General features: G+C 71.7%; 21 protein-coding genes and 1 tRNA gene. 8 read left to right on the forward strand and 14 right to left on the reverse strand.

The window, feature by feature from the left end; translation table 11 throughout:
* Positions 1–69: 69 nt before the first annotated feature.
* Entirely contained in the window at positions 70–1,281 is a 1,212-nt protein-coding gene (locus ACOJUI_RS03620) for a pyridoxal phosphate-dependent aminotransferase (RefSeq protein WP_422116739.1), read from the forward strand.
* 38 nt (positions 1,282–1,319) lie between these two features.
* On the opposite strand, the gene ACOJUI_RS03625 is transcribed toward ACOJUI_RS03620, so the two are convergent.
* From ACOJUI_RS03625 to ACOJUI_RS03645, 5 genes are all read right to left on the reverse strand, one after another.
* Positions 1,320–2,786, reverse strand: coding sequence for an FAD-dependent oxidoreductase (locus tag ACOJUI_RS03625; RefSeq protein ID WP_422116740.1), 1,467 nt, complete (start codon positions 2,784–2,786; stop codon positions 1,320–1,322).
* 171 nt (positions 2,787–2,957) lie between these two features.
* Positions 2,958–3,773 (reverse strand): formate/nitrite family transporter, encoded by an 816-nt coding sequence (locus ACOJUI_RS03630; RefSeq protein WP_422116741.1) that lies wholly within the window; start codon positions 3,771–3,773, stop codon positions 2,958–2,960.
* A 318-nt stretch (positions 3,774–4,091) separates the two neighbouring features.
* Positions 4,092–5,120, reverse strand: coding sequence for a transglutaminase family protein (locus ACOJUI_RS03635; protein ID WP_422116742.1), 1,029 nt, complete (start codon positions 5,118–5,120; stop codon positions 4,092–4,094).
* Positions 5,113–7,386, reverse strand: coding sequence for a circularly permuted type 2 ATP-grasp protein (locus ACOJUI_RS03640; RefSeq protein WP_422116743.1), 2,274 nt, complete (start codon positions 7,384–7,386; stop codon positions 5,113–5,115). Before ACOJUI_RS03640 ends, ACOJUI_RS03635 begins: the two co-directional genes overlap by 8 nt.
* A 35-nt stretch (positions 7,387–7,421) precedes the next feature.
* Positions 7,422–8,099, reverse strand: a complete 678-nt coding sequence (locus ACOJUI_RS03645; protein ID WP_422116744.1) for an AIM24 family protein — start codon at positions 8,097–8,099, stop codon at positions 7,422–7,424.
* 202 nt (positions 8,100–8,301) lie between these two features.
* Between ACOJUI_RS03645 and ACOJUI_RS03650 the strand changes: the two genes are divergently transcribed.
* The 4 genes from ACOJUI_RS03650 to ACOJUI_RS03665 all read left to right on the forward strand — a co-directional run bounded on the left by ACOJUI_RS03650 (position 8,302) and on the right by ACOJUI_RS03665 (position 11,506).
* Positions 8,302–8,730, forward strand: a complete 429-nt coding sequence (locus ACOJUI_RS03650) for a protein kinase domain-containing protein (RefSeq protein ID WP_422116745.1) — start codon at positions 8,302–8,304, stop codon at positions 8,728–8,730.
* Positions 8,727–10,418, forward strand: coding sequence for a protein kinase domain-containing protein (locus ACOJUI_RS03655; RefSeq protein ID WP_422116746.1), 1,692 nt, complete (start codon positions 8,727–8,729; stop codon positions 10,416–10,418). The genes ACOJUI_RS03650 and ACOJUI_RS03655 overlap by 4 nt, the downstream gene beginning before the upstream one ends.
* Before the next feature lie 127 nt (positions 10,419–10,545).
* Positions 10,546–11,373, forward strand: coding sequence for a thioredoxin domain-containing protein (locus tag ACOJUI_RS03660; protein ID WP_422116747.1), 828 nt, complete (start codon positions 10,546–10,548; stop codon positions 11,371–11,373).
* Positions 11,374–11,434: 61 nt separating this feature from the next.
* Positions 11,435–11,506, forward strand: a tRNA-Thr gene (locus ACOJUI_RS03665).
* A gap of 163 nt (positions 11,507–11,669) precedes the next feature.
* Here ACOJUI_RS03665 and ACOJUI_RS03670 read toward each other — a convergent pair.
* From ACOJUI_RS03670 to ACOJUI_RS03690, 5 genes are all read right to left on the reverse strand, one after another.
* Positions 11,670–12,446: a hypothetical protein gene (locus ACOJUI_RS03670; RefSeq protein WP_422116748.1), complete on the reverse strand. Its 777-nt coding sequence runs from the start codon at positions 12,444–12,446 to the stop codon at positions 11,670–11,672.
* Positions 12,447–13,102: 656 nt separating this feature from the next.
* On the reverse strand, positions 13,103–14,338 hold the full coding sequence (locus ACOJUI_RS03675) for a hypothetical protein (protein WP_422116749.1): 1,236 nt from the start codon (positions 14,336–14,338) through the stop codon (positions 13,103–13,105).
* Positions 14,339–14,617: 279 nt separating this feature from the next.
* Positions 14,618–16,552 (reverse strand): MFS transporter, encoded by a 1,935-nt coding sequence (locus ACOJUI_RS03680; RefSeq protein WP_422116750.1) that lies wholly within the window; start codon positions 16,550–16,552, stop codon positions 14,618–14,620.
* 200 nt (positions 16,553–16,752) lie between these two features.
* On the reverse strand, positions 16,753–18,534 hold the full coding sequence (gene treS, locus ACOJUI_RS03685; protein ID WP_422116751.1) for a maltose alpha-D-glucosyltransferase: 1,782 nt from the start codon (positions 18,532–18,534) through the stop codon (positions 16,753–16,755).
* A gap of 188 nt (positions 18,535–18,722) precedes the next feature.
* Complete coding sequence (locus ACOJUI_RS03690; RefSeq protein ID WP_422116752.1) at positions 18,723–19,406, reverse strand: uracil-DNA glycosylase; 684 nt, start codon at positions 19,404–19,406, stop codon at positions 18,723–18,725.
* A gap of 78 nt (positions 19,407–19,484) precedes the next feature.
* On the opposite strand from ACOJUI_RS03690, the gene ACOJUI_RS03695 reads away from it, so the two are divergent.
* The 3 genes from ACOJUI_RS03695 (at position 19,485) to groL (ending at position 22,630) form a co-directional block, all read left to right on the forward strand.
* Positions 19,485–19,907 (forward strand): DUF3263 domain-containing protein, encoded by a 423-nt coding sequence (locus tag ACOJUI_RS03695; RefSeq protein WP_422116753.1) that lies wholly within the window; start codon positions 19,485–19,487, stop codon positions 19,905–19,907.
* A 62-nt stretch (positions 19,908–19,969) separates the two neighbouring features.
* Positions 19,970–20,566, forward strand: a complete 597-nt coding sequence (locus ACOJUI_RS03700; RefSeq protein WP_422116754.1) for a LytR C-terminal domain-containing protein — start codon at positions 19,970–19,972, stop codon at positions 20,564–20,566.
* Positions 20,567–20,992: 426 nt separating this feature from the next.
* Complete coding sequence (gene groL, locus ACOJUI_RS03705) at positions 20,993–22,630, forward strand: chaperonin GroEL (RefSeq protein ID WP_422116755.1); 1,638 nt, start codon at positions 20,993–20,995, stop codon at positions 22,628–22,630.
* 136 nt (positions 22,631–22,766) lie between these two features.
* Here groL and ACOJUI_RS03710 read toward each other — a convergent pair whose 3' ends face one another.
* From ACOJUI_RS03710 to ACOJUI_RS03725, 4 genes are all read right to left on the reverse strand, one after another.
* The gene (locus tag ACOJUI_RS03710) at positions 22,767–23,591 is read right to left on the reverse strand and encodes a CPBP family intramembrane glutamic endopeptidase (protein WP_422116756.1); all 825 of its coding nucleotides are present in this window, start codon (positions 23,589–23,591) and stop codon (positions 22,767–22,769) included.
* Between the two features lie 73 nt (positions 23,592–23,664).
* Positions 23,665–24,495: an energy-coupling factor transporter transmembrane component T family protein gene (locus ACOJUI_RS03715; protein ID WP_422116757.1), complete on the reverse strand. Its 831-nt coding sequence runs from the start codon at positions 24,493–24,495 to the stop codon at positions 23,665–23,667.
* Positions 24,492–26,288 carry an ABC transporter ATP-binding protein gene (locus ACOJUI_RS03720; RefSeq protein WP_422116758.1) on the reverse strand — a complete coding sequence of 599 codons (1,797 nt, stop codon included), beginning with the start codon at positions 26,286–26,288 and terminating at the stop codon, positions 24,492–24,494. Before ACOJUI_RS03720 ends, ACOJUI_RS03715 begins: the two co-directional genes overlap by 4 nt.
* Complete coding sequence (locus ACOJUI_RS03725; RefSeq protein ID WP_422116759.1) at positions 26,285–26,839, reverse strand: ECF-type riboflavin transporter substrate-binding protein; 555 nt, start codon at positions 26,837–26,839, stop codon at positions 26,285–26,287. The genes ACOJUI_RS03720 and ACOJUI_RS03725 overlap by 4 nt, the downstream gene beginning before the upstream one ends.
* Positions 26,840–26,882: the final 43 nt, after the last annotated feature.

A 26,882-nucleotide genomic window follows, 5' to 3' on the forward strand; every position in this document is an offset into this window, starting at 1 on the left:
GTCGGGGCGGGGGCCCCGGCCCGCCGGGCGCTAGCCTGAGCTCTCCGACGACCCGGCCAGGAGCCCCTCATGATCTTCACCCAGTCCTCGAAGCTGCGCGATGTGTGCTACGAGATCCGAGGACCGGTCCCGGCAGAGGCAGCCCGGATGGAGGCCGAGGGGCACAAGATCATCAAGCTCAACATCGGCAACCCCGCGCCCTTCGGCTTCGAGGCGCCCGACGAGATCCTCGTCGACATGATCAAGAACCTCCCCACCGCGCAGGGCTACTCCGAGTCCAAGGGGATCCCGTCGGCCCGCCGCGCGGTCGCCCAGTACTACCAGACCCGCGACATGCCGGGCATCGAGCTGGAGGACGTCTACCTCGGCAACGGCGTCTCCGAGCTGATCCAGATGGTCTGCCAGGCACTGGTCGACGACGGCGACGAGGTGCTGGTCCCGGCGCCGGACTACCCGCTGTGGACGGCCTCGGTCGCGCTCGCCGGCGGACGCGCCGTCCACTACCGGTGCGACGAGGAGGAGCACTGGTGGCCCGACGTCACCGACCTCGCCGACAAGGTCACCCCGCGCACCAAGGCGATCGTGGTCATCAACCCCAACAACCCCACCGGTGCGGTCTACCCCGAGCACGTGCTGCGGGACATCGTGGAGGTCGCTCGCAAGCACGGGCTGATGATCCTGGCCGACGAGATCTACGACAAGATCCTCTACGACGACGTGGTCCACACCCCGATCGCCTCGCTCGCCCCCGACCTGCTGTCCATCACCTTCAACGGGCTCTCCAAGGCCTATCGGGTGGCCGGCTTCCGGGCCGGCTGGATGGCCCTGTACGGACCCAAGGAGCACGCCACCAGCCTCATCGAGGGCCTGGACGTGCTCTCGAACATGCGGCTGTGCCCCAACGTCCCGGCCCAGCACATCGTGGCCACGGCGCTGGGCGGGTACCAGTCCGTGGGCGAGCTGCTGCTGCCCGGCGGTCGCCTGCGCGAGCAGCGCGACGTCGCCTACGAGGGGCTCAGCGCGATCGACGGGGTCAGCGTGGTCAAGGCGCAGGGCGCGCTGTACATGTTCCCGAAGCTGGACCTGGAGATGTACGACATCGCCGACGACGAGCAGTTCGCCTTCGAGCTGCTGCGGTCGCGGAAGCTGCTGATCACCCAGGGCACCGGCTTCAACCTCGGCACCCCGGACCACTTCCGCCTGGTGACGCTGCCCAGCGTCGAGGTGCTCGCCAACGCGGTGGACCGCATCGCCGACCACCTGGCCACGATCCGCCGCTGAGGCGGCGCGGGGGCCCGCCGGGCCCCCGCGCGGCGGGCTCAGGCGTTGGTGGGCTGGGGGGCGCCGTCGCGGGAGACGCGGACCATCTCCTCGCGGTCGACGACCTTGATCCGGGCCCGGGGCTCGCCGTCGGCGTCGACCGCGGCGGCGCCGAGCGCCTTCTCGTGCTCGTCCAGGGCCATCCAGCCCTCCCATGTCGTGTACTGCACGCCGCGGTCCTCCAGCAGGCGCAGGATCGCGTCGTCGTCACGCTCGGGAGCGGCGGCCAGGATGCCGGTGGAGACATCCTCGAGCAGGGAGGCGACGGTCTCGATGGCGTCGGACTTGGTGGCACCGATCAGGCCCACCGGACCGCGCTTGATCCAGCCGTTGGCGTAGACGCCGGGGATCACGGTGCCGTCGGCCTCGGTGACCCGGCCGGCGACGTTGTGGATGACGCCGCGGGACGGCTCGAAGGGGATGCCGGGCAGCTCGGAGCCGTGGTAGCCGACGGCGCGGTAGACGGCGCCGAGCTCGTAGTCGACGAATTCGCCGGTGCCCTCGAGGCGGCCCTCGGGATCCAGGCGGGTGCGCTCGAAGCGCATGCCGGTGACCCGGCCGTCCTCACCGAGCACCTCGACGGGGCGGTGCCAGAAGTGCAGGTGGAGCCGGCGCTGGACGGGGTTGCCCTCACGGTCGGTGGGCTCCTCGCCGGCGGCCTCGCGGCGGGCCTGCTCCTCGGTCCACTTCACGAAGGTCTGCACGATCTGGTCGGTGCGCTTGTCGGCCCGGATGGTCTCCCATTCGGCCTCGGTGATCTGCTCGAGGTCGCGCGGGTCCATGACGACCTGCAGCCCGCGGGGATGGGCGAGCTCGCGGGCCTCGAGCGGCGAGAACTTGGTCTGGGCGGGACCGCGACGGCCGAAGACGTGCACGTCGGTGGTCGCGGCGTCGCGCAGCCCCTCGTACACGTTGGCCGGGATCTCGGTGCGCAGCAGCTCGTCGGCGCTCTTGGCCAGCACCCGGGCGACGTCCAGGGCGACGTTGCCGTTGCCGATCACGGCGACGCTCTGCGCGTCCAGCTCCCAGGTGCGCGGGTAGTCGGGGTTGCCGTCGTACCAGGCGACGAAGTCGGCGGCGCCGTAGGAGCCCTCCAGCTCGATGCCGGGGATGTCCAGGGCGGCGTCCTTGAGGGCGCCGGTGGCGAAGATGACGGCGTCGTAGTGGGTGCGCAGGTCCTCGGCGGTGAGATCGGTGCCGAACTCGACGTCGCCCAGGAACCGGATGTCACCGCGGCCCAGGATGCGGTGGAGCGCCGTGATGATGCCCTTGATGCGCGGGTGGTCGGGGGCGACGCCGTAGCGGATCAGGCCGAAGGGAGCGGGGAGGCGGTCGAACAGATCGATGCTGACCTCGAGCTCGCCGCTCTTGACCGGTGCGGAGCGCAGCAGGGTCTCGGCGGCGTAGACGCCGGCGGGGCCGGACCCGATCACGGCCAGACGGAAGGGCTGCTGGGAAGAGGACATCTCACCTCGGTCTCGTGGCGCGGAGGCGCCGGGGCGGGGCGCAGGGCGAGCGATCACCGTCCCCGCACCGCGCTGCAAAGATTTCCGCACCACCTTATACGCGAAAATCGTCCCGACCGCGGCCGGTGTGAGCGGCCTGACGCGGTCGGGACGATGCGCGGGGACGGGCGGTCAGCCGCGCGCGAGGTCGGCGTCGCCGCGGCGGTAGGTGGCCCAGAAGTAGGCGCCCACGAACACGGCGCCGCCGACGATGTTGCCCAGGATCACCGGGATCAGGTTGTCCCACAGGGCGGAGCCGGCGGTGATCGAGGCGTAGTCCTCGAGGGTCCGCCCGGCCTCCTGCATCGCCTCGCCCTGCCAGAAGCCGTCGCCGGCGAAGTTCTTGATCAGCCAGCCCATCGGGAGCATGAACATGTTGGCCACGGAGTGCTCGAACCCGGTGGCCACGAACAGGGCGATCGGGCCCGCGACGGCGAGCACCTTGTCGGCCACGGTCTTCCCGGCGGAGGCGATCCACACCGCCAGGCAGACGGCGAAGTTCGCGAGGATCCCGAGGAAGAACGCCTGGTGCCAGTCGTAGCCGAGCTTCGTCTGCGTGGTGTTCAGGACCACCAGGCCCCAGGCGGAGCCGTTGCTGGCGTGGGTGCCGGCCAGCAGGATGAGGACCGCCATCAGCACCGAGCCCAGGAAGTTGCCGCCGGCGGAGATGCCCCAGTGCCCGAGCATCCGGCCGGTGGAGATGCGGCCCGACAGGCGGGGCATGAGCGTCATGGTGGTGCCGGTGAACAGGTCCGAGCCGCTGATGACCACGAGACCCAGGCCCACGGAGAAGACGACGCCGCCGATGAGCTTGGCGAAGCCGACCGGCCACTCGCCCATGCCCTGCTGCGTGGTGACCATGAAGATGAACCCGAGGGCGATGAAGGCGCCGCCGGTGAGGGTCTGCAGGAACATCTGCCCGAGCGGCGCGACGGCCTTCTTGTACATCGCGTCCTCGACGGCCTTGGCCAGCGGCTTCGGGGCGGGGATGACGGGGCTGGGGGCGCGGCCGCGGTGGTCGGCTGAGGGTCGGGGGCGTTCGCGTTCATGGTGTTCCTGTCGTGCGCGGGGTCGTGAGCGGCCGTGGCGCGGGCTCCGCCCGCGGGATGGTCATCCGTCTGTCGCCGAACAGGCTACGTCCGGCCCGGACCCCTCGACGTCCGTCCCGGTCCCGAGCATCGGATCCGGGACGCTCGAGCGCGTCGCGGATATCACGCTGCGACGGGCGCCAGTCTGGCGCAGGTCCCGGCCGGGATGCCGCGTCGCTCAGGAGGCGCCGGGCGTGCCGGAGCTGCCGGGGGGCGGCTCCGGCACGACCCCGACGGCGACCTCAAGAGTGCTGGTCGCGCCGGGGGGACCGACGACGATGCCCTTCAGCGGGGGCACGTCCGCATAGTCCCGGCCCCAGGCGGTGGTCACGAAGCGCTGATCGACGAAGGTGCGGTTGGTGGGATCGATGTCCACCCAGCCGGTGCCCGGCACCAGCACGCTGAGCCAGGCGTGCGAGGCGGCCGAACCGATCATCTGGTCGGCCGGCTGCCGGCTGAGGGCCCCGGCGGCCGACGGGGCGGTGCGCAGGTAGCCCGAGACGTACCGGGCGGCGAGACCGGCGGCGCGGGCGGCGGCGACCCCGACGTGCGAGAAGTCCTGGCAGACCCCGTGCCGCGCCGCGAGCACCTCCTCGAGGGTCGAGGTGACGGTGGTGGCGGCGGAGTCGTAGGTGAACTCGGAGTGGATCAGGGCGGTGAGGTCGGCCAGGCACTCGCCGATGGCCCGGCCGGGGGTGAAGACCTCCGCGGAGATCTCGTGCACCGCGGTGCCCGCCGGGATCCGCGGGGAAGGGTGGACGAAGTCGATGCTGGCGGCCGGCAGCAGCGGGCCCCAGTGGGCCGGGGTGCACTGCTCCCAGGAGCGGGACATCGGCTCGAGCGGGTAGCGGCGCTCGGAGACGGTGACGCGGGCATGGGAGTGCACGTCGAGCCGGCTGTGCGGCTCGTCCACCAGCAGGTACGTCGAGGAGTTGCCGTAGAAGTCGGTGTGCGCGGTGAGCCGGGCGGGGGCCGGGTCCACGATCACCTCGTGGGAGAGCACCCGCTGGTGCGGGGTGGCGCGCGGCTCGATATGGGCGCGGCCGTAGTTCCGGGTGACGGGTTTGGCGTAGCGGTACGAGGTCAGGTGGTGGACCCGGTAGTCGAGCGGTGCGGCCGCGGGGGCGTTCTCCTCGCGCAGGGGGATCAGCGGCCGGGTGCGCTCCCCGGCCGGGCTGCGCGGCGGGGTGCTCTCGTGCTCAGACATCATCGACCCCCCATCGTGAGGTGGACTCGGAGGGCCGGAAGAACCGGTTCTCGAGGGCGGTGGCCAGCTCGCGCAGGGTGTCCATCGCGGCGTCGGCCTCCGCGAGCAGGGCGGTGGGGGCTCCGTCGGAGGCGTCGGCGCCGGCGACCGGGGCCAGCAGGGTGTGCGGATCCCAGGAGGCCAGGCGGCCGCGCAGCGCGGTCAGCGGCGCGCGCAGCTCGGGGGAGGGGGAGACCTCCGGCAGCCGGTCCAGCACCCGGCTCAGCCGGTCGAGCTGGAAGGCGATCGAGCGCGGCAGCGTGGTGTCGCTCAGCAGCAGCTCGAGCAGCAGCTCCGGCTGCACCGCCGCCTGGTAGGAGCGGCGGTAGGAGGCCCCGGACTCGGTCATCGCCGCGACGGCGGCGGCGACATGGGCCTCGACCGCGCGCCGCTGCCGGCGACCCAGCATCGCCCGCAGCAGGGCCAGCAGCGCGAGGGAGCGCTCGATCTTGCGCCCGGCCTCCATCAGGTCCCAGCCGAGGTTGCGGGGCATCGAGTCGGCGACCGCGCCGGAGAGGGTCAGGCAGCCGTCGACGATCTCGGTGAGGCCCTGCTCGAGGGGTGGGGAGTCCTGCTGGCCGAGGCCGTGGAAATGGCGGCGCATGCGGGCGATCACCGGCCAGATCTCGTCCGAGACCAGGTCGCGCAGGGTGCGCGTGGTGTGCGCGAGCGCGACGTAGGCGTGGGCCAGCGAGCCGGGTCGGTGACGGTCGCTCAGCAGGCTCGTGATCTCGGTGCGCACCGCCGCCGGGTCGCCCGCGTCCACGTCGTGGAAGCCGGGGGCGGTGGCGGTGACGTCGGTGACCGCTCGCAGCAGCGCGGAGCGGGCGATGCCCGCGGTGCGTCCGCGCTCGGACTCCAGGTCGTTGGACGTGTCCAGCACGGTGCGCAGCAGCCGGGCGGTGGAGTCCACCCGCTCCAGGTAGCGGCCGAACCAGAACAGGTCCGAGCCGATCGAGCGGGTCATCGCCAGGGAGGCGGTGAGCGCGCCGCGGCCGGGGGAGGCATGCTGCGACTCCGGGGCGGCGGGGGCGGGCTCGCCGTCATCGGGCACCGCGGAGGACTCGGGGACGGTGACCCACACGTCCTTGAGGGCCGGCGGGCCGTCGTCGGCGGTGCGGGCGACGCCGCCGGGCAGCACCTCGAAGCCGTCGTCGGTGGCCATCACCAGCAGCTGGATCCGCACCGGTCGCTCGACCAGCTCGTCGCCGCCGGCGGGGTCCAGGCAGAGCCAGGCCGCGAGGTCGGCTCCCTGGCCGGCCTCGGCGGGACGCAGCAGCAGGTCCTCGTGGAGCATCTGCCGGCAGAGGTCGGGCAGGGCGGCGCGCAGGGCGGGGTTCTCCAGCAGACCGGCCCCGAGCGGGTTGAAGATCTCCACGTCCCCGCAGCGGGCGGCCTCCACCAGCCCGGTCACCCCGCCCAGCGGCGTCGGGCCGAGGTCCAGCGGGTCGAGCAGGGGCGAGGGGGCCAGACGCAGCACGGCGTCCACGGTGTCGCCGGGATCCGAGTCCAGGCCGGGCAGACGCAGGGTGAGGGCGCCGGAGCCCGTGCGCAGGTCGCCGACGGAGACCACGGGCGCCCCCAGCAGGTTCGCCATCCAGCTGTGGTCGAAGGCGCGCAGCGGATCGTCGGTGTCCGCGGTGAGGACGACCGTGCGGCCGACCCGGCCGTCGGTGCGGGTGCGGTGGTGCAGGGAGGTGCGGACCGCATCGAAGAAGGGGTGCAGCCGGCGCAGCGGGGTGCTGCGGTACAGGGTGGGGGCGCAGCGCGAGAGCACCCGGCGCAGCTCGAGGGTGGTGCCGGCGCCCTCGGGGACGTCCACGGAGTCCTCGAGCACCACCCAGGCGCCGTCGACGGTGCGGGTGACGGTGGTGGTGACGGCCAGCAGGTGGTGGCTCCCCCGGGAGGGGATGCCGGTGGCGACCCGCAGATAGGCCGGGTCGCTCAGCAGCTCCGCGATCGGGGCGACGTCGGTGCTCAGCACGGTGCGCGGCCCGTAGAGGTCCGCGTACAGCGCATCCAGCAGCCGCACCCGCTGGACCAGGCCCGCGGTGAGCTCCGCCCAGGCCTCCGCCCCCACCGCCACCGGCACGGGGTCCACGAAGGGCACCGCGGCGGAGACGTCCCCGGCGATCATGGACGCCGCCGCGGCGGCTGCGCGTCGTCGGCCCGCGGAGCCGAGACGGCCCAGCTCGTCGACCAGGGCCTGCGGAGGAGTGGCGGTCACCGGGTCATCGTATGCACGCCGGTGCCCGGCCGCGCTCAGGACGCGGTCACCACCGGGATCCCCTCGGACGGCTGGACCACCACGAAACCCGGGCCGTGGAAGGCGAGCTGGAAGGACTCGCCGGAGCCGCGCCCGATCAGCGATCCCATCTTGAAGTCGTTCTTGATCTGGGGCTGGAGGTTCGCCGACCAGCACACCGCGGCCTGCGGGTCCACGTAGGTGGGCTGCTGGGAGCAGTCCAGCAGCATCGGCGGGCCGTCGGAGGTGACCGCGACCATGCCCTGGCCCTGCAGGACCAGGTTGAACAGGCCGCCGGCCATGAAGCCCGCGCCGCCGAGGGAGCGGATGTCCCACTGGATGGAGCTGTCGAAGGCCAGCATGTTCTTCGTGTTCAGGGTGAGGGCCTCACCCTCGAGCTGGATCAGGAAGATCTCGTTGTTCTGGCGGGCGTAGAAGATCTCGCCGTGGCCGCGGGTGCGCATCATGTTCGCGCCCTCGCCGGTGGCCATCTTCTTGAGCAGCTTCATGCCGCCGCCGGAGCCCTGGAAGGAGAAGTCCATCTGGCCCTGGTAGGCGACCATCGCGCCGGCCGCCGAGATGATCTCCGGGGACTGCGGGTTCAGGGAGCAGCGCAGCATCTTGGAGGACTGCAGCGCCCATCGGTCGTTGGTCTGGCGTTCCTGATTGGACGCATCGAACAGGTTCGATCGCATGTCGCGGCCCTTTCCGTCGTCTCCGGGCCGGGTCCCGGCCCGCCGGCGGCGCCCACCGCGCCGCCGGCTGATCGTCTCACGCAGGGGCGGCCGACGGCAGGGTGCTTCCGGGATGCGGCGACTGCGGATCCCGGGTGCGGAGCGTGCGGGGGAACGGTGAAGCCGATGCCCGGGCGGGCGGCGGCCTCGTAGCATGGCGTCCATGGCCGAGCCCCGCACCTCCCGCAGCGCCCGCCGTGATCCGCGGCTGACGACGCTCGCCGAGGAGTCCGGCTACGAGATCCTGGGCCGGATCGGCGCGGGGGGCATGGGCATCGTCTATCGCGCCCAGGACGCCGACGGCAACGACGTGGCGATCAAGCTGCTGCGGCATGAGATCTCCGACGACCCGCGCGCCCGGGAGCGCCTGGCCCGCGAGGTCACCGCGCAGCAGCGGGTGCGCAACGGCAACATCGTGCGGATCCTCGACGCCGAGCTCGACTCCTCCGATGCCTTCGTGGTCACCGAGTTCATCCCCGGCCCGACCCTCGAGGACGCGGTGGAGAGCCACGGCGGGCTGCATCCCGAGGCCGTTCGGGAGATCGGACTGGTGATGGGGGGACGCTGCGCGAGATCCACCGCGCCGGGGTGATCCATCGCGACCTCAAGCCCAGCAACGTCATGCTGCGCGGCGCCACCGAGGAGGACCTCACCGGCTTCGACCCCGACGGCGACCGGCTGGACCCGGTGATCATCGATTTCGGGATCGCGATCGCGGCCGAGGAGTCGCGGCTGACCTCGACCGGGCTGGTGATGGGCACCGCCGCCTACCTCGACCCCGAGGTGATCCGCACCGACCACACCGGCGAGGCGGGGGACTGGTGGGCCTGGGCGGCGCTGCTGGCCTTCGCCGCCACCGGCCGCCCGCCCTTCGGCAGCGGACGCGCGGACCTGGTGTTCCTGCGGGCCGATCGCGGCGAGATCGACGTCGAGGGCATGCCCACCGAGCTCGCCGACTGGCTGCGCGCCGTCCTGCAGCCGGTCCCCGCGCAGCGCCCCACCCCCGAGCAGATGCTCGAGCGTCTGGCCGCCCTGGACCTCACCCGCTACGACGACCCGGGGGAGACGGAGCTGCTCGCGGCGGGCTCCCGCACCGCGGTGCTGCCGGTGGCGGGCGCCACGGCGGGCGGCGCGGCGCCCGCCGGCGCGGCAGCCGACACCGCCGGCGAGCCGGTCACCGAGGCGCTGCCCGCGATCGGCGCCGAGCAGCCGGTGAGCGCCGGAGACGGCGCGGACGGGCCGGTCACCGAGGTCCTCCCGGTGCTGTCGGCGGCCGGCGAGGAGCAGCCGACCCAGGCCCTGCCGCGCGTGAGCACCCCGGTGGAGCCCGTCACCGAGGCGCTGCCGATCACCGGCACCCCCACTCGGGCGATGCCGGTGATCCCCCCGCCGCACGCCCCGGTCGGCCACGACTCCGGATGGGCGACCGGAAGCGGGGCTCCTGCCTCCTACCCGCAGCCGATGCCGCAGCGCACCGGGCAGCAGCTGCCCCCCGCGCAGCGGCCGGTGCAGCAGCACCCCGCTCAGAGCGCCCCGACCCAGCAGCTCCCGGTCCACTTCCCGCCCCCGCCGCAGCCGCCCGGCGCGCAGCTGCAGGCGCCGCAGCAGCCGTGGCCACAGGGCCATCCCGCCACCGCGGCCGGTCCGATGCCGCCGCACGCCGCCTGGGCGAGCCCGCCCCCGGCCCTGCCGCGCCGACCCCTGCTGGTGTGGATCGGCCATCTGCTGATCGTCGCCCTGGCAGGGATCGCGCCCTACGCCGCGCTGGCGGTGATGGTGCTGCTGGGGGCCCTGGCGCGGACCTGGGAGCGATCCCATCAGAGCGTCGCCGCGCAGCGGATGCGCGGTGCCACCGGCTCCGGACCGCTGTGGCGAGCCGCGCTGGCGGTCCCCTTCCGGGCGGCCCAGGGCCTGCTCGAGGTCGTGCTGCAGATGCTGCTCCCGCTGGTCCTCGGCCTGCTGGTGGGCATCGCCCTGGACGCGGCCTGGACCCTGCTGCAGGGCAGCCCGCCGCCCGACGGCGTCCCCTTCGCGACCGCGATCGCCATCACCCTGCTCATCACCTGGGTGGGGATCGGCAGCCGCACCACCCGCAACGGAGCCCATCGGCTCCTGGACGCCGCCGCTCCGGACCGGACCTGGAGCGCCGTGGTGCTGGTGCTGCTCGTGCTGCTGCTGGGGGCCGTGGTCTTCACCCTGCTGGCCCGCGAGGGCATGGTCGACTACTTCCCGTTCCCCGGCGGCCCCCGGCTCGACGACATCGCGCTCTGGCGACGCTGAGCGGCCCGCCCCGGCGACGCCGGCGCGTGAGGTGCCCCATGGGGCCCGGCCACCCCCAGGGCCGGACCGTTAAACTCTCGACGACCTGTCACCCACCGCAGCCCCGGATCGGGGGCGAGGAGATTCCATGGCCGCGTCCGGTTCGTCCCCCTCAGCGCAGCAGCGCCGCGAAGCCCAGCGAGAAGAGCTGCGCAAGCAGCGCCAGGCCGAGCTGAAGCGGCAGCGCACCGTGCGCACCGCGGTGATCGCCGCGATCACCGCGCTCGCGCTGCTGATCGTGGCCGGTGCCGGCTACCTGATCTACCGCTCGATGCAGCCGGCGGGCCCGGTCGCCGTGCCCGAGGGGATGGCGGCGGACCAGCCGTACCTCTCCCTCGGCGCCCCCGAGGACTCCGGTGCGCCGGTGCTCGAGATCCACCTCGACTTCATGTGCCCGTTCTGCGGCCAGTTCGAGGAGATCAACGGCGCCGACCTGCAGGAGATCGCGACGAACGAGGAGGCCACCGTGCACATCGTGCCGCGTCGCTTCCTGGACACCGCCTCCACCACCGGTGACTACTCCTCCCGCGCCGCCAACGCCATGGTCTGCGTGTACGAGGACGACCCCGAGAACACGCTGGCCTTCCAGCAGCTGCTGTTCGCGAACCAGCCCGCCGAGGGCAGCGCGGGCCTGAGCGATGACGAGATCTGGACCTACGCGCAGGAGGCCGGAGCCTCCGAGGCGGTCGAGTCGTGCATGAGCGGCAAGACCTACCAGCCGTGGGTGCGCCAGGTCGCCGACCCGTACGGCGAGGAGAACGGCGGCGGCACCCCCTACGTCGAGCTCGACGGCACCACGCTGGATTCCGAGCAGTGGGCCACCCCGGGTGCGCTGCGCGAGGCGGTGCTCGCCGCGAGCGGCGCGGCCGCGCCGTCCGACGGCGGCGGCGAGGCCTCCGACGGCGGTCAGGGCTGAGCGCGGCTCCCGGCAGCTCTACACTTTCGGGGACCGGTCGATCCGTCGGCCGGCCCCTCCCGCTGGAGTGGCGCAACGGTAGCGCACCTGTCTTGTAAACAGGTGGTTGCGGGTTCGATTCCCGTCTCCAGCTCGCCTGGGGGGGGGGGGGGGGGGGGGGGGGGGGGGGGGGGGGGGGGGGGGGGGGCCTGGAGCCGCGGCATCGTGGACGACGATGTCGCGGCTCAGGCCTTTCTGCGAGGGACCTGCACCGCGCGGAGCTGGGGCTGAGTCCCTGTCTCTACAGTGTCGATGCCTCAGCCCTCTGCGCCGCCGATATGGCGCCTCACCGCGGCGCGGATGCCGTCGGCATGCTTGTAGATGTCGTCCAAGCCCATGATCTCGTGCTTGGTCTCCATCTTGTTCTCATCGATGATTCCGAGGTATTTCTTGGTCTTCCCGTTGAACCAGAGCCGCGCGATGATGCGCCGGTTGTTGTTGTCGAGCAGGACGGCCATGTAGGTCTTGGAGTCTCGCTGGGTGATCCGCTGGGGCTCGACCTCGCTGCATGCGATGGCCTTCACGATCTGATATCCGGCGAGGGGGGCTCCTCCTCGGTGGTCACGACGTCGGAGATTTCGACCGGCGCGGTCGCCTCCCTGCTCGTCAGTCGTACCGGGAGCCTCCGCTCCGACCGAAGCGCTGGACTGCCGAACTGGGTCGGGATCGTTCAGAGCGGACTTCAGGCGAACGTTGACCTGTTCCTTCAGGTAATTCTTCGTCGCCTTCTCCGTCAGGGAGGCGAACTGTCGGAGATTATCGGCGGTGGCCCGTCGCTCGGACACGCGCCCCATCAGCAGCTTGACGAACTCGGGCGACGGCTCCTTGAACTCTTCCGCGATCTGGCGCTTCAACGCGCCGACATACTTCAGTTCCTCGGCCGACGTCAGGATGGAATCGAGGTCGAACGTCTCCTTGGTCAGCTTCTCCAGCTCAGGAAGCGAGCTCTCGTCCACGTCCATGAGGTCCAGAACGAGGAACGGGCGCTCGTCCATCTTGTTGGGCTTGTCCAGATCGGTGTAGAAGTTGTACACCTGACCGTTGGTGAGGACGCCGATCCGGGCATTGGTCGTATGGAAGTATCGGAACAGCTGCGAAGCATGATTGATGTTGAGCGGGTCGCCGATCCGTTTGCATTCGATGAGGATCTGAACCTCGTTGTCGTGTTCCTCCTTTCTCCCTTGGGTCCTGCATGATCGCGGACTCCACCCCCTGTCGAGCCCGAACGCCTTGCCCGTGGGCGATGGGTAGACCGTTGTTGTCGATCTCGCCGCCCTCGAGAACGAGCTCGCGGGCGAACTGTGGCGACGTCCCGCGTTCCTCGTGGACGAGCTCGGCAGCGAGACCGCTTAGCTCCTCATGGTGGTGGGGTGCCCCATCCGTCACGCTCGGGGGCGCTTCGTACTCTCGGCGCTAAAGCGGTGACGGGCGACCTGTTCACGCTTTCGTTACCGCTATGGGTTCGGTGGTCGCGGCACGTGGAGAGCGGTATCCCTCTATCAGGGCAGGTAAGCGGGATGTTCGGTGCTTGCCGGTGACGGCGAGAGATCCCCCTCTGGCAAAACAGGTGGTTGCGGGTTCGATTCCCGTCTCCAGCTCTCGTGGCCTGGGTCGCGACATCGCGGACGACGATGTCGCGGCCCAGGCCGTTCTGCTCTCCTCCGGGTGGCGTCAGGGGCGCCGCCTCGGATCAGAACGTCTCGTACCCCGCCCGGTTCACCGCGAATCCCTTGCCGGTCATGGTGTTCCAGCAGGTCATGCCATCGGAGCGGCTGGTGCAGGCCATGTCGCCCTGGACGGCGCTGTTGTCGTACTCGAGGGTGGCGGCGGAGTCGCTGAGGAACGAGCTGCCACAGGCGGGGGCCGCCTCGCCGTCGGCCACCGCGATCGAGAAGGGCCCGTCCTCGCAGTCCTCGAGGCCCGCCTCCGAGAAGTCCCGGTCCATGACCGAACAGGCCGCGGAGTCCTCCTCGAGGACGCAGGTGATGTTCCCGGTGGGGGAGCTGAGCGCGGTCATCTCCTGGGCGTCCGCGGGCGCGGGGGAGACCGCCTCCGGCGCGGGCGTCGGCTCCTGCTCGGTCGGCTCGGGGGACGGGTCCTCGGTCGCGACCGCTGTCGTGGTCGGCTGTTCGGCGGGCTCGTCGTCGGCCAACAGCGCCCGGCCGATGAAGACCGACGCCAGGATCAGCAGCAGTGCGAGAAGCAGGCAGCCGGCCCCGGCGAGCCAGAGCCGGCGGCGAGAGCGATCCCCGTCTCCGAGCCGCGCGGACTCTCCGGGCTGCGCGGAGGGGCCGCTCGGCGGGAACTGGAAGGGAGCCGCCTCGGTGTGTGGGGCGGCGGGGGTCGCGGCCGGGCCCAGCGGCACGACGCCGTCCGGCGAGGCGATCCGCACTCCGGTGCTGGAGGGGACGGCGGACCACGGGTAGGCCTCGACGGGAGAGGGCAGCGGCGGTGCGGGCGGGGGGACCACGCTCGGTGTCCGGTCGTCAGCGGCCGGGACGGGGGTGTGCTCGACCGTGGCATCGTCCGCCCCCGCGGGGACCGAGTCCTCGCTGGGGGACCGCAGATCTCCCCAGACCGACTCCGCGGGCAGATCCGCCCAGGCCGGGGCGGCGGCGCGGGGGCGGCGCGACCCGGTGCCGGGCGGGCCGGTCCGCTCGGGGTCCCGCCCCGCCTGCTGGTGCGGCGCCGACGCGGTCTCGGGGCCGGGGTCCGCGCTCGCAGCGGCGCCCGCGTGCTGCTGGTCGTAGGCGCGCCGGGCCCAGGGGTTGGTGGCCAGGATCCACTGGCGGGCGACCTCGGGGGTCGAGGGGTTCAGGACGAGCAGGCGGTGCAGCTGGGGGTGCTTCTCGGCCAGAGCGAGCAGGCGCTCCGGGCTGGTGCTCGGATCCGCGGCCTCCTGGGCCGTCGAACGGGGCTCTGCCACCGTGGTCTCCCTTCCTGGCGCCCACCGCTGCGGGCGCCGGGCCGGCTCACGCCGGCTGCTCGAGTCTCCTTGGCCGTTCGAGAATGACACATGCGGACGCGGGTGAGGACGCGGAGCGAGCGGGATCGGAGGCGGATCACGCCGCTGCCGGCGCCGGCCGGCCCTTCCCGCCACCGCGTCCCCACGGTGCTGACCAGCGAGGACGCCCACATGACGCAACGGGTGGGCCGCTCGGAAGCGACCCACCCGCTGGTGGTGATCTGGGAGACGCTCAGCGGCTCATGCGCTCTGCAGCTCCCGGGTGGTGAGGTAGGAGGAGATCGCGAGGCGGTTGACGGCGGAGCGGCTGACGATGCCGATCACCGGGCCGCCCTTCCCGCGCACCACGGGGACCTTCTTCAGGTGCTTGTCGGACAGCACCGCGACGGCGTCGGCGATCGAGGCGTCGGCATCCACCGTGATGACCTCGCGGGTGGCCAGGCGCATCACCGGCAGGGCGACCAGGTCGGCCATGGCGTCCTCGAGGTCCGCGGACTCCCCGATCGCGAAGGAGTAGATGTTGGTCGAGGAGGGGTGCTCGGCCGACAGGTAGCGCATGACGTCACCGTCGGAGAGGAAGCCGGCGAGGGCGCCGTCGGCGTCCAGGACGGGCGCTCCGGAGATGCCCCGGGCGGTGAACATCTGCAGGGCGTCGAGCACGCTCTGCTCGGTGGTCAGCGCGTAGACGTCGGACTTCATGAGGTCCTCGACGGTGCGGACGGTCCCGCTCGCGGCGGCCTGCTCGGCGTGGGCCGCCTGGACGGCGCGCGCCCGCTTCGAGGCGCGGGTGGCGGCCAGGCCCAGCACGATGCCCAGCGCCGAGGTCAGCGCGACCAGCACGGCGGCGCTGCGGAAGCCGCTGGTGGAGGCGGACAGCAGGTCCGCACCGCCCTGGAGGGTGAGGGACGTGGTGGCGTTGTAGACGCCGACGGCCAGCGAGGTGCCCAGGCAGCCGGCGATCTGGAAACTGGTGCTGACCACGGTCACGCCGTGGGGGCTGGTCTCCCGGTCCAGGCGCGAGAGGCCGAAGGTCTGCGCGGGGCCGATGACGAGCGCGGTGGCGAGGACGGCGGGGATGTAGAGCGCCCCGAACAGCAGCACCGACTCGTGGCCGGCGGCCGCGCCGACCAGCAGCGCGAACAGGGCCATGATGGCGAAGCCGGCGGGGATCATCACCCGTCCGCCGTGGCGGTCGAACAGGCGCCCGGCGACCGGGCCGAGGATCACCGTCAGCAGGATGCCGGGGGCCAGCAGGAGGGAGGCGCCCAGCGGGCTCTGTCCCCGCACCGTCTGCAGGAAGATCGGGATCACGACGTTCATCGCGAAGACGAACAGCAGGCCCAGCATCAGCATGGACACGCCCAGCACGAAGGGGGCGCTGCGGAAGGGCTGCAGGTTCAGCAGCGGATGCTCGATCCGGTTCTGGCGCACCACGAACAGCGCGAGCGCCGCGATGCCGACCACGGCGCAGATCGTCGCCACGATCACGGAGCCGCTGAAGACGGTCGAGATGGCGTAGAGCAGACCCACCAGGCCGACGGCTACCAGCAGGAAGGAGAGGACGTCGAGCACCGGCTTGCCGAGCGTGACCACGGTGCGCAGCAGCACCGCGCCGGCCAGCAGCACCACCAGCGCCAGGGCGCCGAAGACCCACATCAGGGTGGTCCAGTCGGTCACGGCGAGCATGGCGCCGGAGACGACGATCGCGAGCGACGGGCCGAGCGTGGTCATCGCGGCCACCAGGCCCATGGCCATGCCGAGCTTCTCGCGCGGCGCGACGGCCAGGGTGATGTTCATGCCGATCGGGGTGAGCAGACCGGTGCCGATCGCCTGCAGCAGGCGCCCGGCCAGCAGCACCCCGAAGCTCGGGGCGAGCGCTCCGATCACGGAGCCCACCACGAGGAAGGCGACGACCACCACGAACAGCGGGCGGGTCGCGAAGCGGTGGTAGAGGACGTTGGAGACCGGCACGAAGACGGCCGCGACCAGCAGGTAGCCGGTGGCGAGCCACTGCACGGTGGCGACGTCCACGTCGAAGCTCTCCATGATCGGCGTGAGCGCGACGTTGAGGAAGGTCTCGTTGAAGGTGGCGAGGAAGGCCGCTGCGGCGGCCACCGCGATCATGCCGATCGCGGAGCGCGGGGTGCCCGTGGTGCGGGCGTGGGGAGAGGACAAGAAGGTGCTCCTGACAGGTGAACGGGTCGCGCATCGACCGTCCCGTGTCTGAAGCCGCTTGTCAGCACCCCTCGTGTCGTGTCTCGATGCGCCATTGCGGCTCGAAAGCCTCGGTCACTGTAGTGGAGGGAGCGGCGCGGACGCCCGGGCGATGTGATGCAGTCGCCCGGGCGTCCGCGGCGGTCAGCGCGCCGGCGCGGTCAGGACGCGTCCCTGATCACCGGGAAGGCGGTGGTGACCGTCATCGGCTCCCCGTCGGGGTGCAGCGGCCGGACCTTCAGCCAGTAGTACCCGTGGGCGCCGAGCGTCACGGTCATGGTGCCGTCCTCGCCGATCGAGGGGAACTCGTGACCGCCGAAGAGGTCGCGCACCGTGCGCCGGGACAGCCCGCCCAGCTGCAACGTCGCGGTGACGGGCTGCGCGGAGAGGTTGAACACGCACAGCAGGGTCTCGGCGTGGAACTCCGCCTCCTCGCCGTAGTCGCCGCCGTCGTAGGTGCGGGTGAAGGCCAGCACCCGGTCGGAGTCGGCCGGGACGTTGCGGTAGGCGCCCATCCCGAAGGCGGAGTGCTCCTTGCGCACCGCGAGCATCCAGCGCACGAAGTGCAGCAGCGAGCTCGAGTGCGCCATCTCCGCCTCCACGTTGGTGGTGGCGTAGTGGTACACGAGCGACTGGATCACCGGCAGGTACAGCTTGCCGGGATCGGTGATCTCGCTGAACCCGGCGTTGCGGTCCGGGGTCCACTGCATCGGGGTGCGCACCGCGTCGCGGTCGTCGAGCCAGATGTTGTCGCCCATCGCGATCTCGTCGCCGTAGTAGAGGAACGGGGAGCCGGGCAGGGACAGCAGCAGGGCGTGGATCAGCTCGATCTCACCGCGGGAGTTGTCCAGCAGGGGGGCGAGTCGCCGACGGATGCCGATGTTCGCCCGCATCCGGGAGTCGGGGGCGTACCAGCCCAGCATCGCGGAGCGGTCCTCGCCGCTGACCATCTCGAGGGTGAGCTCGTCGTGGTTGCGCAGGAAGGTGCCCCACTGGGCGCCGGAGGGGATCTCCGGGGTCTGGTCGAGGATGTCGATGATCTGGCGGGCGCTGCCCTCGCGCAGCGCGTAGAACAGGCGCGGCATCACCGGGAAGTGGAAGCACATGTGGCACTCGGGCTTCTCCTCGGTCCCGAAGTACTCCACGACATCGCTCGGCCACTGATTCGCCTCCGCGATGATGACGCGGCCCGGCCAGTGCGCATCGACGTAGGCGCGCAGCTCCGCGAGGAAGTCGTGGGTCGCCGGCAGGTTCTCGCCGTCGGTGCCCTCCTCCTCGAACAGGTACGGGATGGCGTCGGCCCGGAAGCCGTCGATGCCCTTGTCCATCCAGAACTTCACCACGTCGAAGATGGCCTCGCGCACCTTGGGGTTCTCGAAGTTCAGGTCCGGCTGGTGGGAGAAGAAGCGGTGCCAGAAGAACTGCCGTCGCACCGGGTCGAAGGCCCAGTTGGACTCCTCGGTGTCCACGAAGATGATGCGGGCCTCGGAGTACTTCTCGTCGGTGTCCGACCAGACGTAGAAGTCCCCGTAGGGGCCCTCCGGGTCGGAGCGCGACTCGAGGAACCACGGATGCTTGTCCGAGGTGTGGTTCAACGGCAGGTCGATGATCACGCGGATGCCGCGCTGGTGCGCCTCGGAGACCAGGCGCTCGAAGTCGGTGATCGAGCCGAACTCGGGCAGCACCGCCTCGTAGTCGGAGATGTCGTAGCCGCCGTCGCGCAGCGGGGAGGCCATGAACGGGGGCAACCACAGGCAGTCGATGCCCAGCCACTGCAGGTAGTCCAGCCGCTCGATGAGGCCGGTGAAGTCACCGGTGCCGTCGCCGTTGCCGTCCGCGAAGGCGCGCACCAGCACCTCGTAGAACACGGCCTTGCGGTACCAGTGCGGGTCGTAGTCCACTCCGGGTCCCTGCGGGGTGAACTGGGCGGGGTTCAGGGGCATCGGGATCCTCCACGGCGGGGGTCAGGGTGCGAATGCTCGGCGTGGACCACAGTAGTGGGCTTCGCGCGCCGGGGGCGCGGACTCCCACGGACACCGCGGACCGCGCGGATCCACGGCCCTGCCGTGGTGCACCGAGGACGCTCCAGGGCGGCGACGGTCCCCCCTCGGGGGCTTAGCTTGGCCGGCCGTCACCGGTCGGGGTCGAGCCGCCAGTCGATGGGCGCGGCGCCCTGCTCCTCGAGCAGCTGGTTGGTCCGGGAGAAGGGGCGGGAGCCGAAGAAGCCGCGGGAGGCCGACAGCGGGCTGGGATGGGCGCTCGCGACGTGGGGCACCTCGCCCAGCAGCGGGATCAGCGACTGCGCATCGCGCCCCCACAGGATCGCCACCAGCGGGCCCCCGCGCGCCACCAGCGCCCGGATCGCGAGCTCCGTGATCTCCTCCCAGCCCCGTCGGCGGTGGGAGGCGGGCGCGCCGGGGGAGACCGTCAGCACCCGGTTCAGCAGCAGCACGCCCTGGTCCTGCCAGGCGGTGAGATCGCCGTGCGGGGACGGCGGGATCCCCAGGTCGGTCTCCAGCTCCTTGAAGATGTTCACGAGCGAGCGGGGCAGCGGGCGCACCGCCTGGTCCACCGCGAAGGACAGCCCGATCGGATGCCCCGGCGTCGGGTACGGGTCCTGACCGACCACCAGCACGCGCACCTCGTCCATCGGGCGGGTGAACGCCCGCAGCACCTGATCGCCGGCGGGGAGGTAGCCCCGGCCGGACGCGACCTCGGCCCGGAGGAACTCCCCGAGGGCATGGAGGCGGTCCTCGGCGGGGGCGAGGGCCTCCGCCCAGTCGGCACTGATGAGGTCGGCGAGCGGGGTCGTCATACGCGCAGTCTTCCACTGTCCGGGCTCGCTGCGGCGCGGCGCCCGGGGCGCCCGCAGGCGCCCGCGTAGGGTCGGGCCATGCCTGTCGATCCTCCTCATCGCTCCGAGCGGTCCGCGGAGGCGGACGGCCCGGCAGAGCGCGACGCGGCCCCTCCCGCCGCGACGGACGAGAGCGCCGGCGCGGGCGACCCCGACGGCGCGGGCGACCCCGTCGGCGCCGCGTCCGAGGCCCCGCTGCCACCGGCGCAGGACGGCCTGTCCGATCGCGACCGGCGGATCCTCGAGCTCGAGAGCCGCACCTTCCGCTACGTCGGCTCGAAGGAGCGGGCGATCCGCGAGGAGATCGGCCTGTCCAAGGTCGCCTACTACGTGCGGCTGAACGCGCTGCTCGATGACCCCGCCGCGCTGCGCGCCGCCCCGTCGGTCGTGAACCGGCTGCGAGCGCAGCGCACCTCCGAGGACGGCCCGGACGGGGCGCACGGCACCCACCGGGTGGCCTGAGCGACGCGCTCGCGGGGCGTGTGCTCCGCCCCCGCAGCCGACGGAGCAGGTTTAATGGGGCCGTGGCAGATTCCCAGTACCCGTACCCGCCGGACCGTTTCGACGACGAGGCGGACGCCGTGTCGTTCCACGGCGCCCATCGCGCCGAGCTGCCGTTCTGGCGGGAGAACCTCCTGTACATCATCGTGATCGGCGCGGCCGTGGTGATGCTCATCGTGCTGCTCTTCCTCATCGGGGGCATGGGTGGCAACGGCGACGAGCGGGCCGACGATCCCACCACCACGACCTCCGCGGCCGAGAGCAGCGAGGCCCCCGCCGAGGAGACCCCCGAGGACGCCCCGCCCGCGGTCGAGCCGGACCTGACCACCCCCGTGCTGGTCGTCAACGCCGGCGGCATCAACGGCCTGGCCGGGTCCTGGCAGGAGGCCCTCCAGGGTGATGGCTGGGAGGCGGTCGACGTCGCCACCGCGGACAACGTCCAGCAGGAGCCCGTCGTCTTCTACCGCGACGAGCAGGATGCGGACACCGCCCAGGCGCTGGCCGAGCAGGTCGGTGCCGGCGAGGCCCGCCAGAGCGACGAGTACGACGCCCGGGTCACCTTCGTGGCCGTCGCCGAGCCGGGGGCGGGCGCCGAGGGGGAGGACGGCGAGGAGGGCTGAGCCCGCTCGCCCCGCCGGGCGCCGTACCACCTGACTGCCGCGCGCGTCGGCGGGTCGCGTCGGTCGCCGGGCGCTGCCGTGCCTGCCCACCGGACGCTGCCGGCGGCGTGCCGACGGGCGGCGGCCGACGGTAGCCGGCGCGCAGGAACACGGCTCCCGGTGCCGGGACATGACCAGAGTTAGCACTCTCGGGTCGAGAGTGCTTATGATGATCTGGCACTCGAGGTTCGAGAGTGACAGCGCCTGGGGCGCTGGCGCTCCTGCGCGGAGGGTGCCGGATCGGGGAGCGGAACACCGCCCTGCCGACCACGAACATTCCGGCCCCGTGAGGGGCTCGGCGCCGTGGGACATGAACACGGCGCGGGGTCTCGTCCGTCGCGGGCACTGGGTCGGGTGGACACCACACCACACGGGAGAGATTCCACAATGGCAAAGCTCATCTCATACGACGAGGAAGCCCGGCGCGGCCTCGAGCGGGGTATGAACCAGCTCGCCGACGCCGTCAGGGTCACCCTCGGCCCCAAGGGTCGCAACGTCGTGCTCGAGAAGTCCTGGGGCGCCCCCACCATCACCAACGACGGCGTGTCGATCGCCAAGGAGATCGAACTCGACGATCCCTTCGAGCGCATCGGCGCCGAGCTCGTCAAGGAGGTCGCCAAGAAGACCGACGACATCGCGGGCGACGGCACCACCACCGCCACCGTCCTCGCCCAGGCTCTGGTCAAGGAGGGCCTGCGCAACGTTGCCGCCGGCGCCAACCCGATCGCGCTCAAGCGCGGCATCGACCAGGCCGTCGCCGCCGTCAGCGCGACCCTGCTCGACCAGGCGATCGAGATCGAGACCAAGGAGCAGATCGCCAGCACCGCGGCCATCTCCGCCGCCGACCCGGCCATCGGCGAGCTCATCGCCGAGGCCCTCGACAAGGTCGGCAAGGAGGGCGTGATCACGGTCGAGGAGTCCAACACCATGGGCCTCGAGCTGGAGCTCACCGAGGGCATGCGGTTCGACAAGGGCTTCATCTCGCCCTACTTCGTCACCGACGCCGAGCGCCAGGAGACCGTGCTCGAGGATCCCTACATCCTCCTGCTGTCCTCCAAGGTCTCCACCGTCAAGGACCTGCTGCCGCTGCTGGAGAAGGTCATCCAGGCGGGCAAGCCGCTCGCGATCATCGCCGAGGACGTCGAGGGCGAGGCCCTCGCGGTGCTCGTCGTCAACAAGCTCAAGGGCTCCTTCAAGTCCGTGGCCGTCAAGGCCCCCGGCTTCGGCGACCGCCGCAAGGCGATGCTCGAGGACATGGCGATCCTCACCGGTGGTCAGGTCATCTCCGAGGAGGTCGGCCTGAAGCTGGAGACCGCCGGTCTCGAGCAGCTCGGCCAGGCGCGCAAGATCGTCGTCACCAAGGACGAGACCACCATCGTCGAGGGCTCCGGCGACGCCGACCGCATCGCCGGTCGCGTGTCCCAGATCCGCACCGAGATCGAGAACTCCGACTCGGACTACGACCGCGAGAAGCTCCAGGAGCGCCTCGCGAAGCTGGCCGGTGGCGTGGCCGTCATCAAGGCCGGCGCCGCCACCGAGGTGGAGCTCAAGGAGCGCAAGCACCGCATCGAGGATGCCGTGCGCAACGCCAAGGCCGCCGTGGAGGAGGGCGTCGTCGCCGGTGGCGGTGTCGCACTGCTGCAGGCCGGCAAGGACACCTTCGACAAGCTCGACCTGGTCGGCGACGAGGCGACCGGCGTGAACATCGTCAAGGTCGCCATCGAGGCCCCGCTCAAGCAGATCGCGATCAACGCCGGCCTCGAGGGCGGCGTCGTGGCGGAGAAGGTCAAGCACCTCCCCGTCGGCCAGGGTCTGAACGCGGCCACCGGCGAGTACGAGGACCTCATCGCCGCCGGGATCATCGACCCTGTCAAGGTCACCCGCTCGGCGCTGCAGAACGCGGCGTCCATCGCCGGTCTGTTCCTGACCACCGAGGCCGTCGTGGCCGACAAGCCGGAGCCCAAGGCCCCGGCCGGTGGCGGCGACGACATGGGCGGCATGGGCGGGATGGGCGGCATGATGTGATCCAGCCCCCCGGCTGATCACGTCGCCTGCGACGTACCGTCGGACCCCGCTCCTCACCTGGTGAGGGGCGGGGTCCTTCCGTCGTGCGCCCGCCGGTGCGCCCCGGCGCCCGCCCGGCCCGCGTCGGAGGCGGGGATCAGATCAGGAAGATCGGGATCACGCCGGGGTTGTGGGCGTGGACGATGGCAAGGTAGACGATGACGTCGAACAGCAGGTGCACGATCAGCACGTACAGCAGCGATCCGGTGCGGGAGAACAGCCAGCCCTGCAGCAGCGCGAACGGCGCGGTCAGCAGCGGTCCCCACTCCTGGTAGCCGAGCTCCCACAGGAACGAGACGAAGATGATCGCCTGCAGCACGTTGGCCTGCCAGAGCCCGAAATGTCGGCGCAGCAGCGCGAAGCAGGTGCAGATGAAGAACAGCTCGTCCCAGGTCCCCACGAAGTTCACGCCGACGAAGAAGCGCCCGAGCTCGCTGGCGCCGCTGATGTCCGGCCAGTTCAGGTAGGCGCCCGAGGTGATGAAGTAGAACGGCAGGATCAGCCACCCCAGCACCGGCACGGCCACGATGTAGCCCTTCTCCAACCGGGTCCACGGCTCCCCGCTGAGCCAGGGGAACCGGATCGCGCGGCGGCGGTAGATCAGCCGGTCCACCAGGAGCGGGACCGTCACCGCGGCCAGCAGCACGGCGCCGAGGATGAAGAACCGGTCCCAGCTGATGTCGGCCGCCACCGAGGTGAGCGAGACGATGCCGATGCCGATGCCGATCAGGAACAGATCCTTCGCCAGCTCCCGTGAGACCAGGAGGGCGCCGAGCAGGCTCAGGGCGAGCAGCGCATGCCCCCATCCGCCCAGCTGGAGCCCGAACAGCAGGAACGCCGAGGCCGACACTCCCGCCGCGGGCAGCAGCGCCAGGCGCGGGGTGTCGGGCGGGCGGGGTGCTGCGGGGGTCCGGGTCGCCATGGGCCTCAGCATGACAGCGTCGAGCCCCGCGCGCTCGCGAACCGTCCGCGACGGACCGCGCCGCGCGGGACCCTCAGAGGAAGGGGTTCCAGAACCGGCCCCCGTTGACGCCGAGCAGGACGAGCGGCACCACGACCAGGACCGCCGCCCCGGTCATCACGGCCATGTCCCCGGCGCGGAGCGGGGTGCGCACCGACCAGGTGCGCCCGCGCGAGCGGCCGAAGCCGCGCAGCTCCATGGCCGCGGAGACCGCGTCGATGCGATCGAAGGTGGCCAGCAGCAGCGGGACGAGCACGGCGCTCAGGTTCCTGATCCTGGTGCGCAGCGGAACGTTCCGGGAGGTGTCGAGCCCGCGCGCCTGCTGTGCCTGGGAGACGGTGCGGAACTCCCGCTGCACATCGGGGATGTACCGCAGGGCGAGGGACACGGCGTAGGCGATCCGGGCCGGCACCCCGATGCGCGCGAGCGAGGAGGCGAACTCCGGAGGCCGCGTGGTCGCCACGAACAGCAGCACGCTGGGGAGCACCGCGACGTACTTCAGGGTGACGGCGAGCTGGTAGAAGAGCTGCTCGGCGGTGAGGTCCCAGTGCCAGGGGCCGTCGAGCAGCAGGTGCCGGGTGCCGAGGAGCTCCGTGCCGTAGGCCGGGGCGAACAGGAAGATCCCGATGTTGTTCAGGGCCATGAAGACCAGGATCAGCCACAGCACCACCGCGAGGTCCCGCAGCCGCACCCGGGAGACCGCCCACAGCAGGACCGAGGCGAGGGCCACCGCGCCCAGGTACCGCACGTCGAAGCCGATCATCGCCCCCAGCACCACGCCGAGCACCAGGATGAGCTTCGAGACCCCCGACAGCGCGTGCAGCGGCCCGGGGCGGTCGATGAAGCCCAGCAGAGGAGTGCTCATCCCGACCTCCCCCGCATCGCCCGATCCGTCTGGACGAAGCGGCGCACCAGGGCGTGAGGATCGGCGATGCCGCAGCGCTGCGCGAGGCCGTGCAGACCGGTGGTCACGAGGTCCGCGCGGCGGGTGAGCTCGGGGTCGGTGAGCACACGGGCAGGGTCATCGTCGGCCAGCAGTCGCCCCCCGGACATCACCAGCACCCGATCGGTGTACTCCAGGGCCAGGTGCATGTCGTGGGTGATCAGCACGACGGTGGTGCCGGCGGCGTTGACCTCGCGCAGGAAGCTCATGAACTCGGTGTAGTGGGCGAAGTCCTGTCCGGCGGTGGGCTCGTCGAGGATCAGCACCTCCGGTTCCAGCGCCAGCACGGAGGCGATGGTCACGCGCTTCTTCTGGCCGTGGCTCAGTGCGGAGACGGGCCAGGCGCGGAAAGGGCGCAGTCCGCACACCTCCAGCATGGTCCCCGTGCGCTCGGCCACGGTGTCCGCGTCGAGGCCGCGGGCGCGCATGCCCAGGGCGATCTCCTCGACCACCAGCGGCCTCGAGATCATCTGCCCCGGTTCCTGCAGGACGAAGCCGACGTGCTCACCGCGCTCGGCCAGGCTCCACCCGGAGGCGTCGGCCGCCCCGATCCGCACCGTGCCGCCGGTGATCGGCTCGAACCCGCAGATGACACGGGCGAGGGTGGACTTCCCGGCGCCGTTGGAGCCGAGCACGCCGATCATCTCGCCGCGGCGGACGGCGGCGCTCACCCCGTCGAGCGCGAGGGTCGAGCGTTCCGGGCCGAGGGGGATCTCGCACCGCACCTCCTCCAGCCTCAGTGCGATCGCGCCGGATGCCGGGGGCCTCGCGGTGGCGGCGGCGGACCGGGAGGAGGGCGGTTCCTGCCCGGCCGCCGTGAAGGCGCGCACCGCACTGATCTGGTCGTCGCTCAGGGCGATCGCCTCGATGCGGGACGGGCGCTGCTCCGCGGTGACCGGGGTACCGGCCGCGCGCAGCGCCGCCACGTGCAGCGGGGGGCGGATCCCGTGCTGCTCGAGCAGTCCGGAGGCGACGACCTCGTCGGGGATGGCGTCGAGGACGATCCGTCCCTCGGCCATCAGCACGATGCGGTCGACGTCGCGGTGCAGCACGTCCTCCAGACGATGCTCGACGATGACGACGGTCGCCCCGTGGTCGCGGTGGAGGTCGTCGATGAGCTCGACGGCGCGGCGACCGGAGGCCGGGTCGAGGTTCGCCAGTGGCTCGTCGAACAGCAGCAGCTCGACGTCATCGACCAAGACGCCGGCGATCGCCACGCGCTGCTTCTGGCCGCCGGAGAGATCGTGCGGCGCATCGCCGAGACGCTCCTGGATTCCCGCGAGCTGCGCCGCCCGGTCGACGCGGGCAGGCATCTCGGCCGGGGGGACCTGCTGGTTCTCGAGGCTGAAGGCGATGTCCTCGGCGACGGTGAGGCCGACGAACTGGCTGTTGCTGTCCTGCAGCACGGTGCCGACCCGTGCGGCGGTGGTCACCAGCGGCACCTGTGCCGGGTCCTGGCCGAGAACCCGGATGCGGCCGCCGGCCGTTCCCCGATGACGGTGCGGGATCAGCCCGTTGAGGGCGCTGAGCAGGGTGGACTTCCCGGAGCCCGAGGCGCCGACGACGACGATCTTCTCGCCGCGACGGACCTGCAGGTCGATGTCGTGCAGGGTCGGCTCGGACTGCGCCCGGTACTGGAAGGAATACCCGCACAGCTCGACCAACGGCTCCGCGCGGCCGACGGGAGCGACCGTCCCGGGCTGCGGCGCGGTCACTGCTCGCGGCTCAGCGACCCGGTCCTGGTGCGGGTGCGGGCATAGATCGAGAGGATGATCGTGCCGATCACGCAGGCCGTCAGGGTGTTGGAGACGAAGGCGAAGCCGCCCTGGGCCCAGACCTTCGCGGCCGGCTCCGCGTAGATCAGCACATCCCCGAGCGGGGCGACCACCAGCCAGGCCAGGGCGTTGGCCACGATGATGGCGACATTGACACGGATCGCGACGGCCCTGCCGAACTCCCCGTCGGCGATCGCGTGCCGGAGCACCAGCAGGCCGACCACCAGGCCGAACACTCCGGAGGCGAGCTCCCAGCTGATCCAGATGCCGTAGCCGGTGGCGTCGATGAGGACGTGCCCGATGAGGCCGACCAGCGCCCCGACCAGGGGGCCGTAGAGGACGGCGAACACGGCCAGGATCGCGTACTGGATGCTGACGGAGGTGTTGGGGACGAACGAGGGAATGGCGACGAAGCGGCCGAGCACGAAGAACAGGGCGGCGCCGATCCCGATGGCGACCACCTGGGTGACGGGCGAGGGCGTGCGATTCATGGAACTGCTTTCGTGAGGAGGGGACGGGGGAGGGGTCGTGGAC

The organism is Brachybacterium sp. UNK5269, from assembly GCF_049266655.1.
In the GTDB taxonomy this organism is placed as follows: domain Bacteria; phylum Actinomycetota; class Actinomycetes; order Actinomycetales; family Dermabacteraceae; genus Brachybacterium.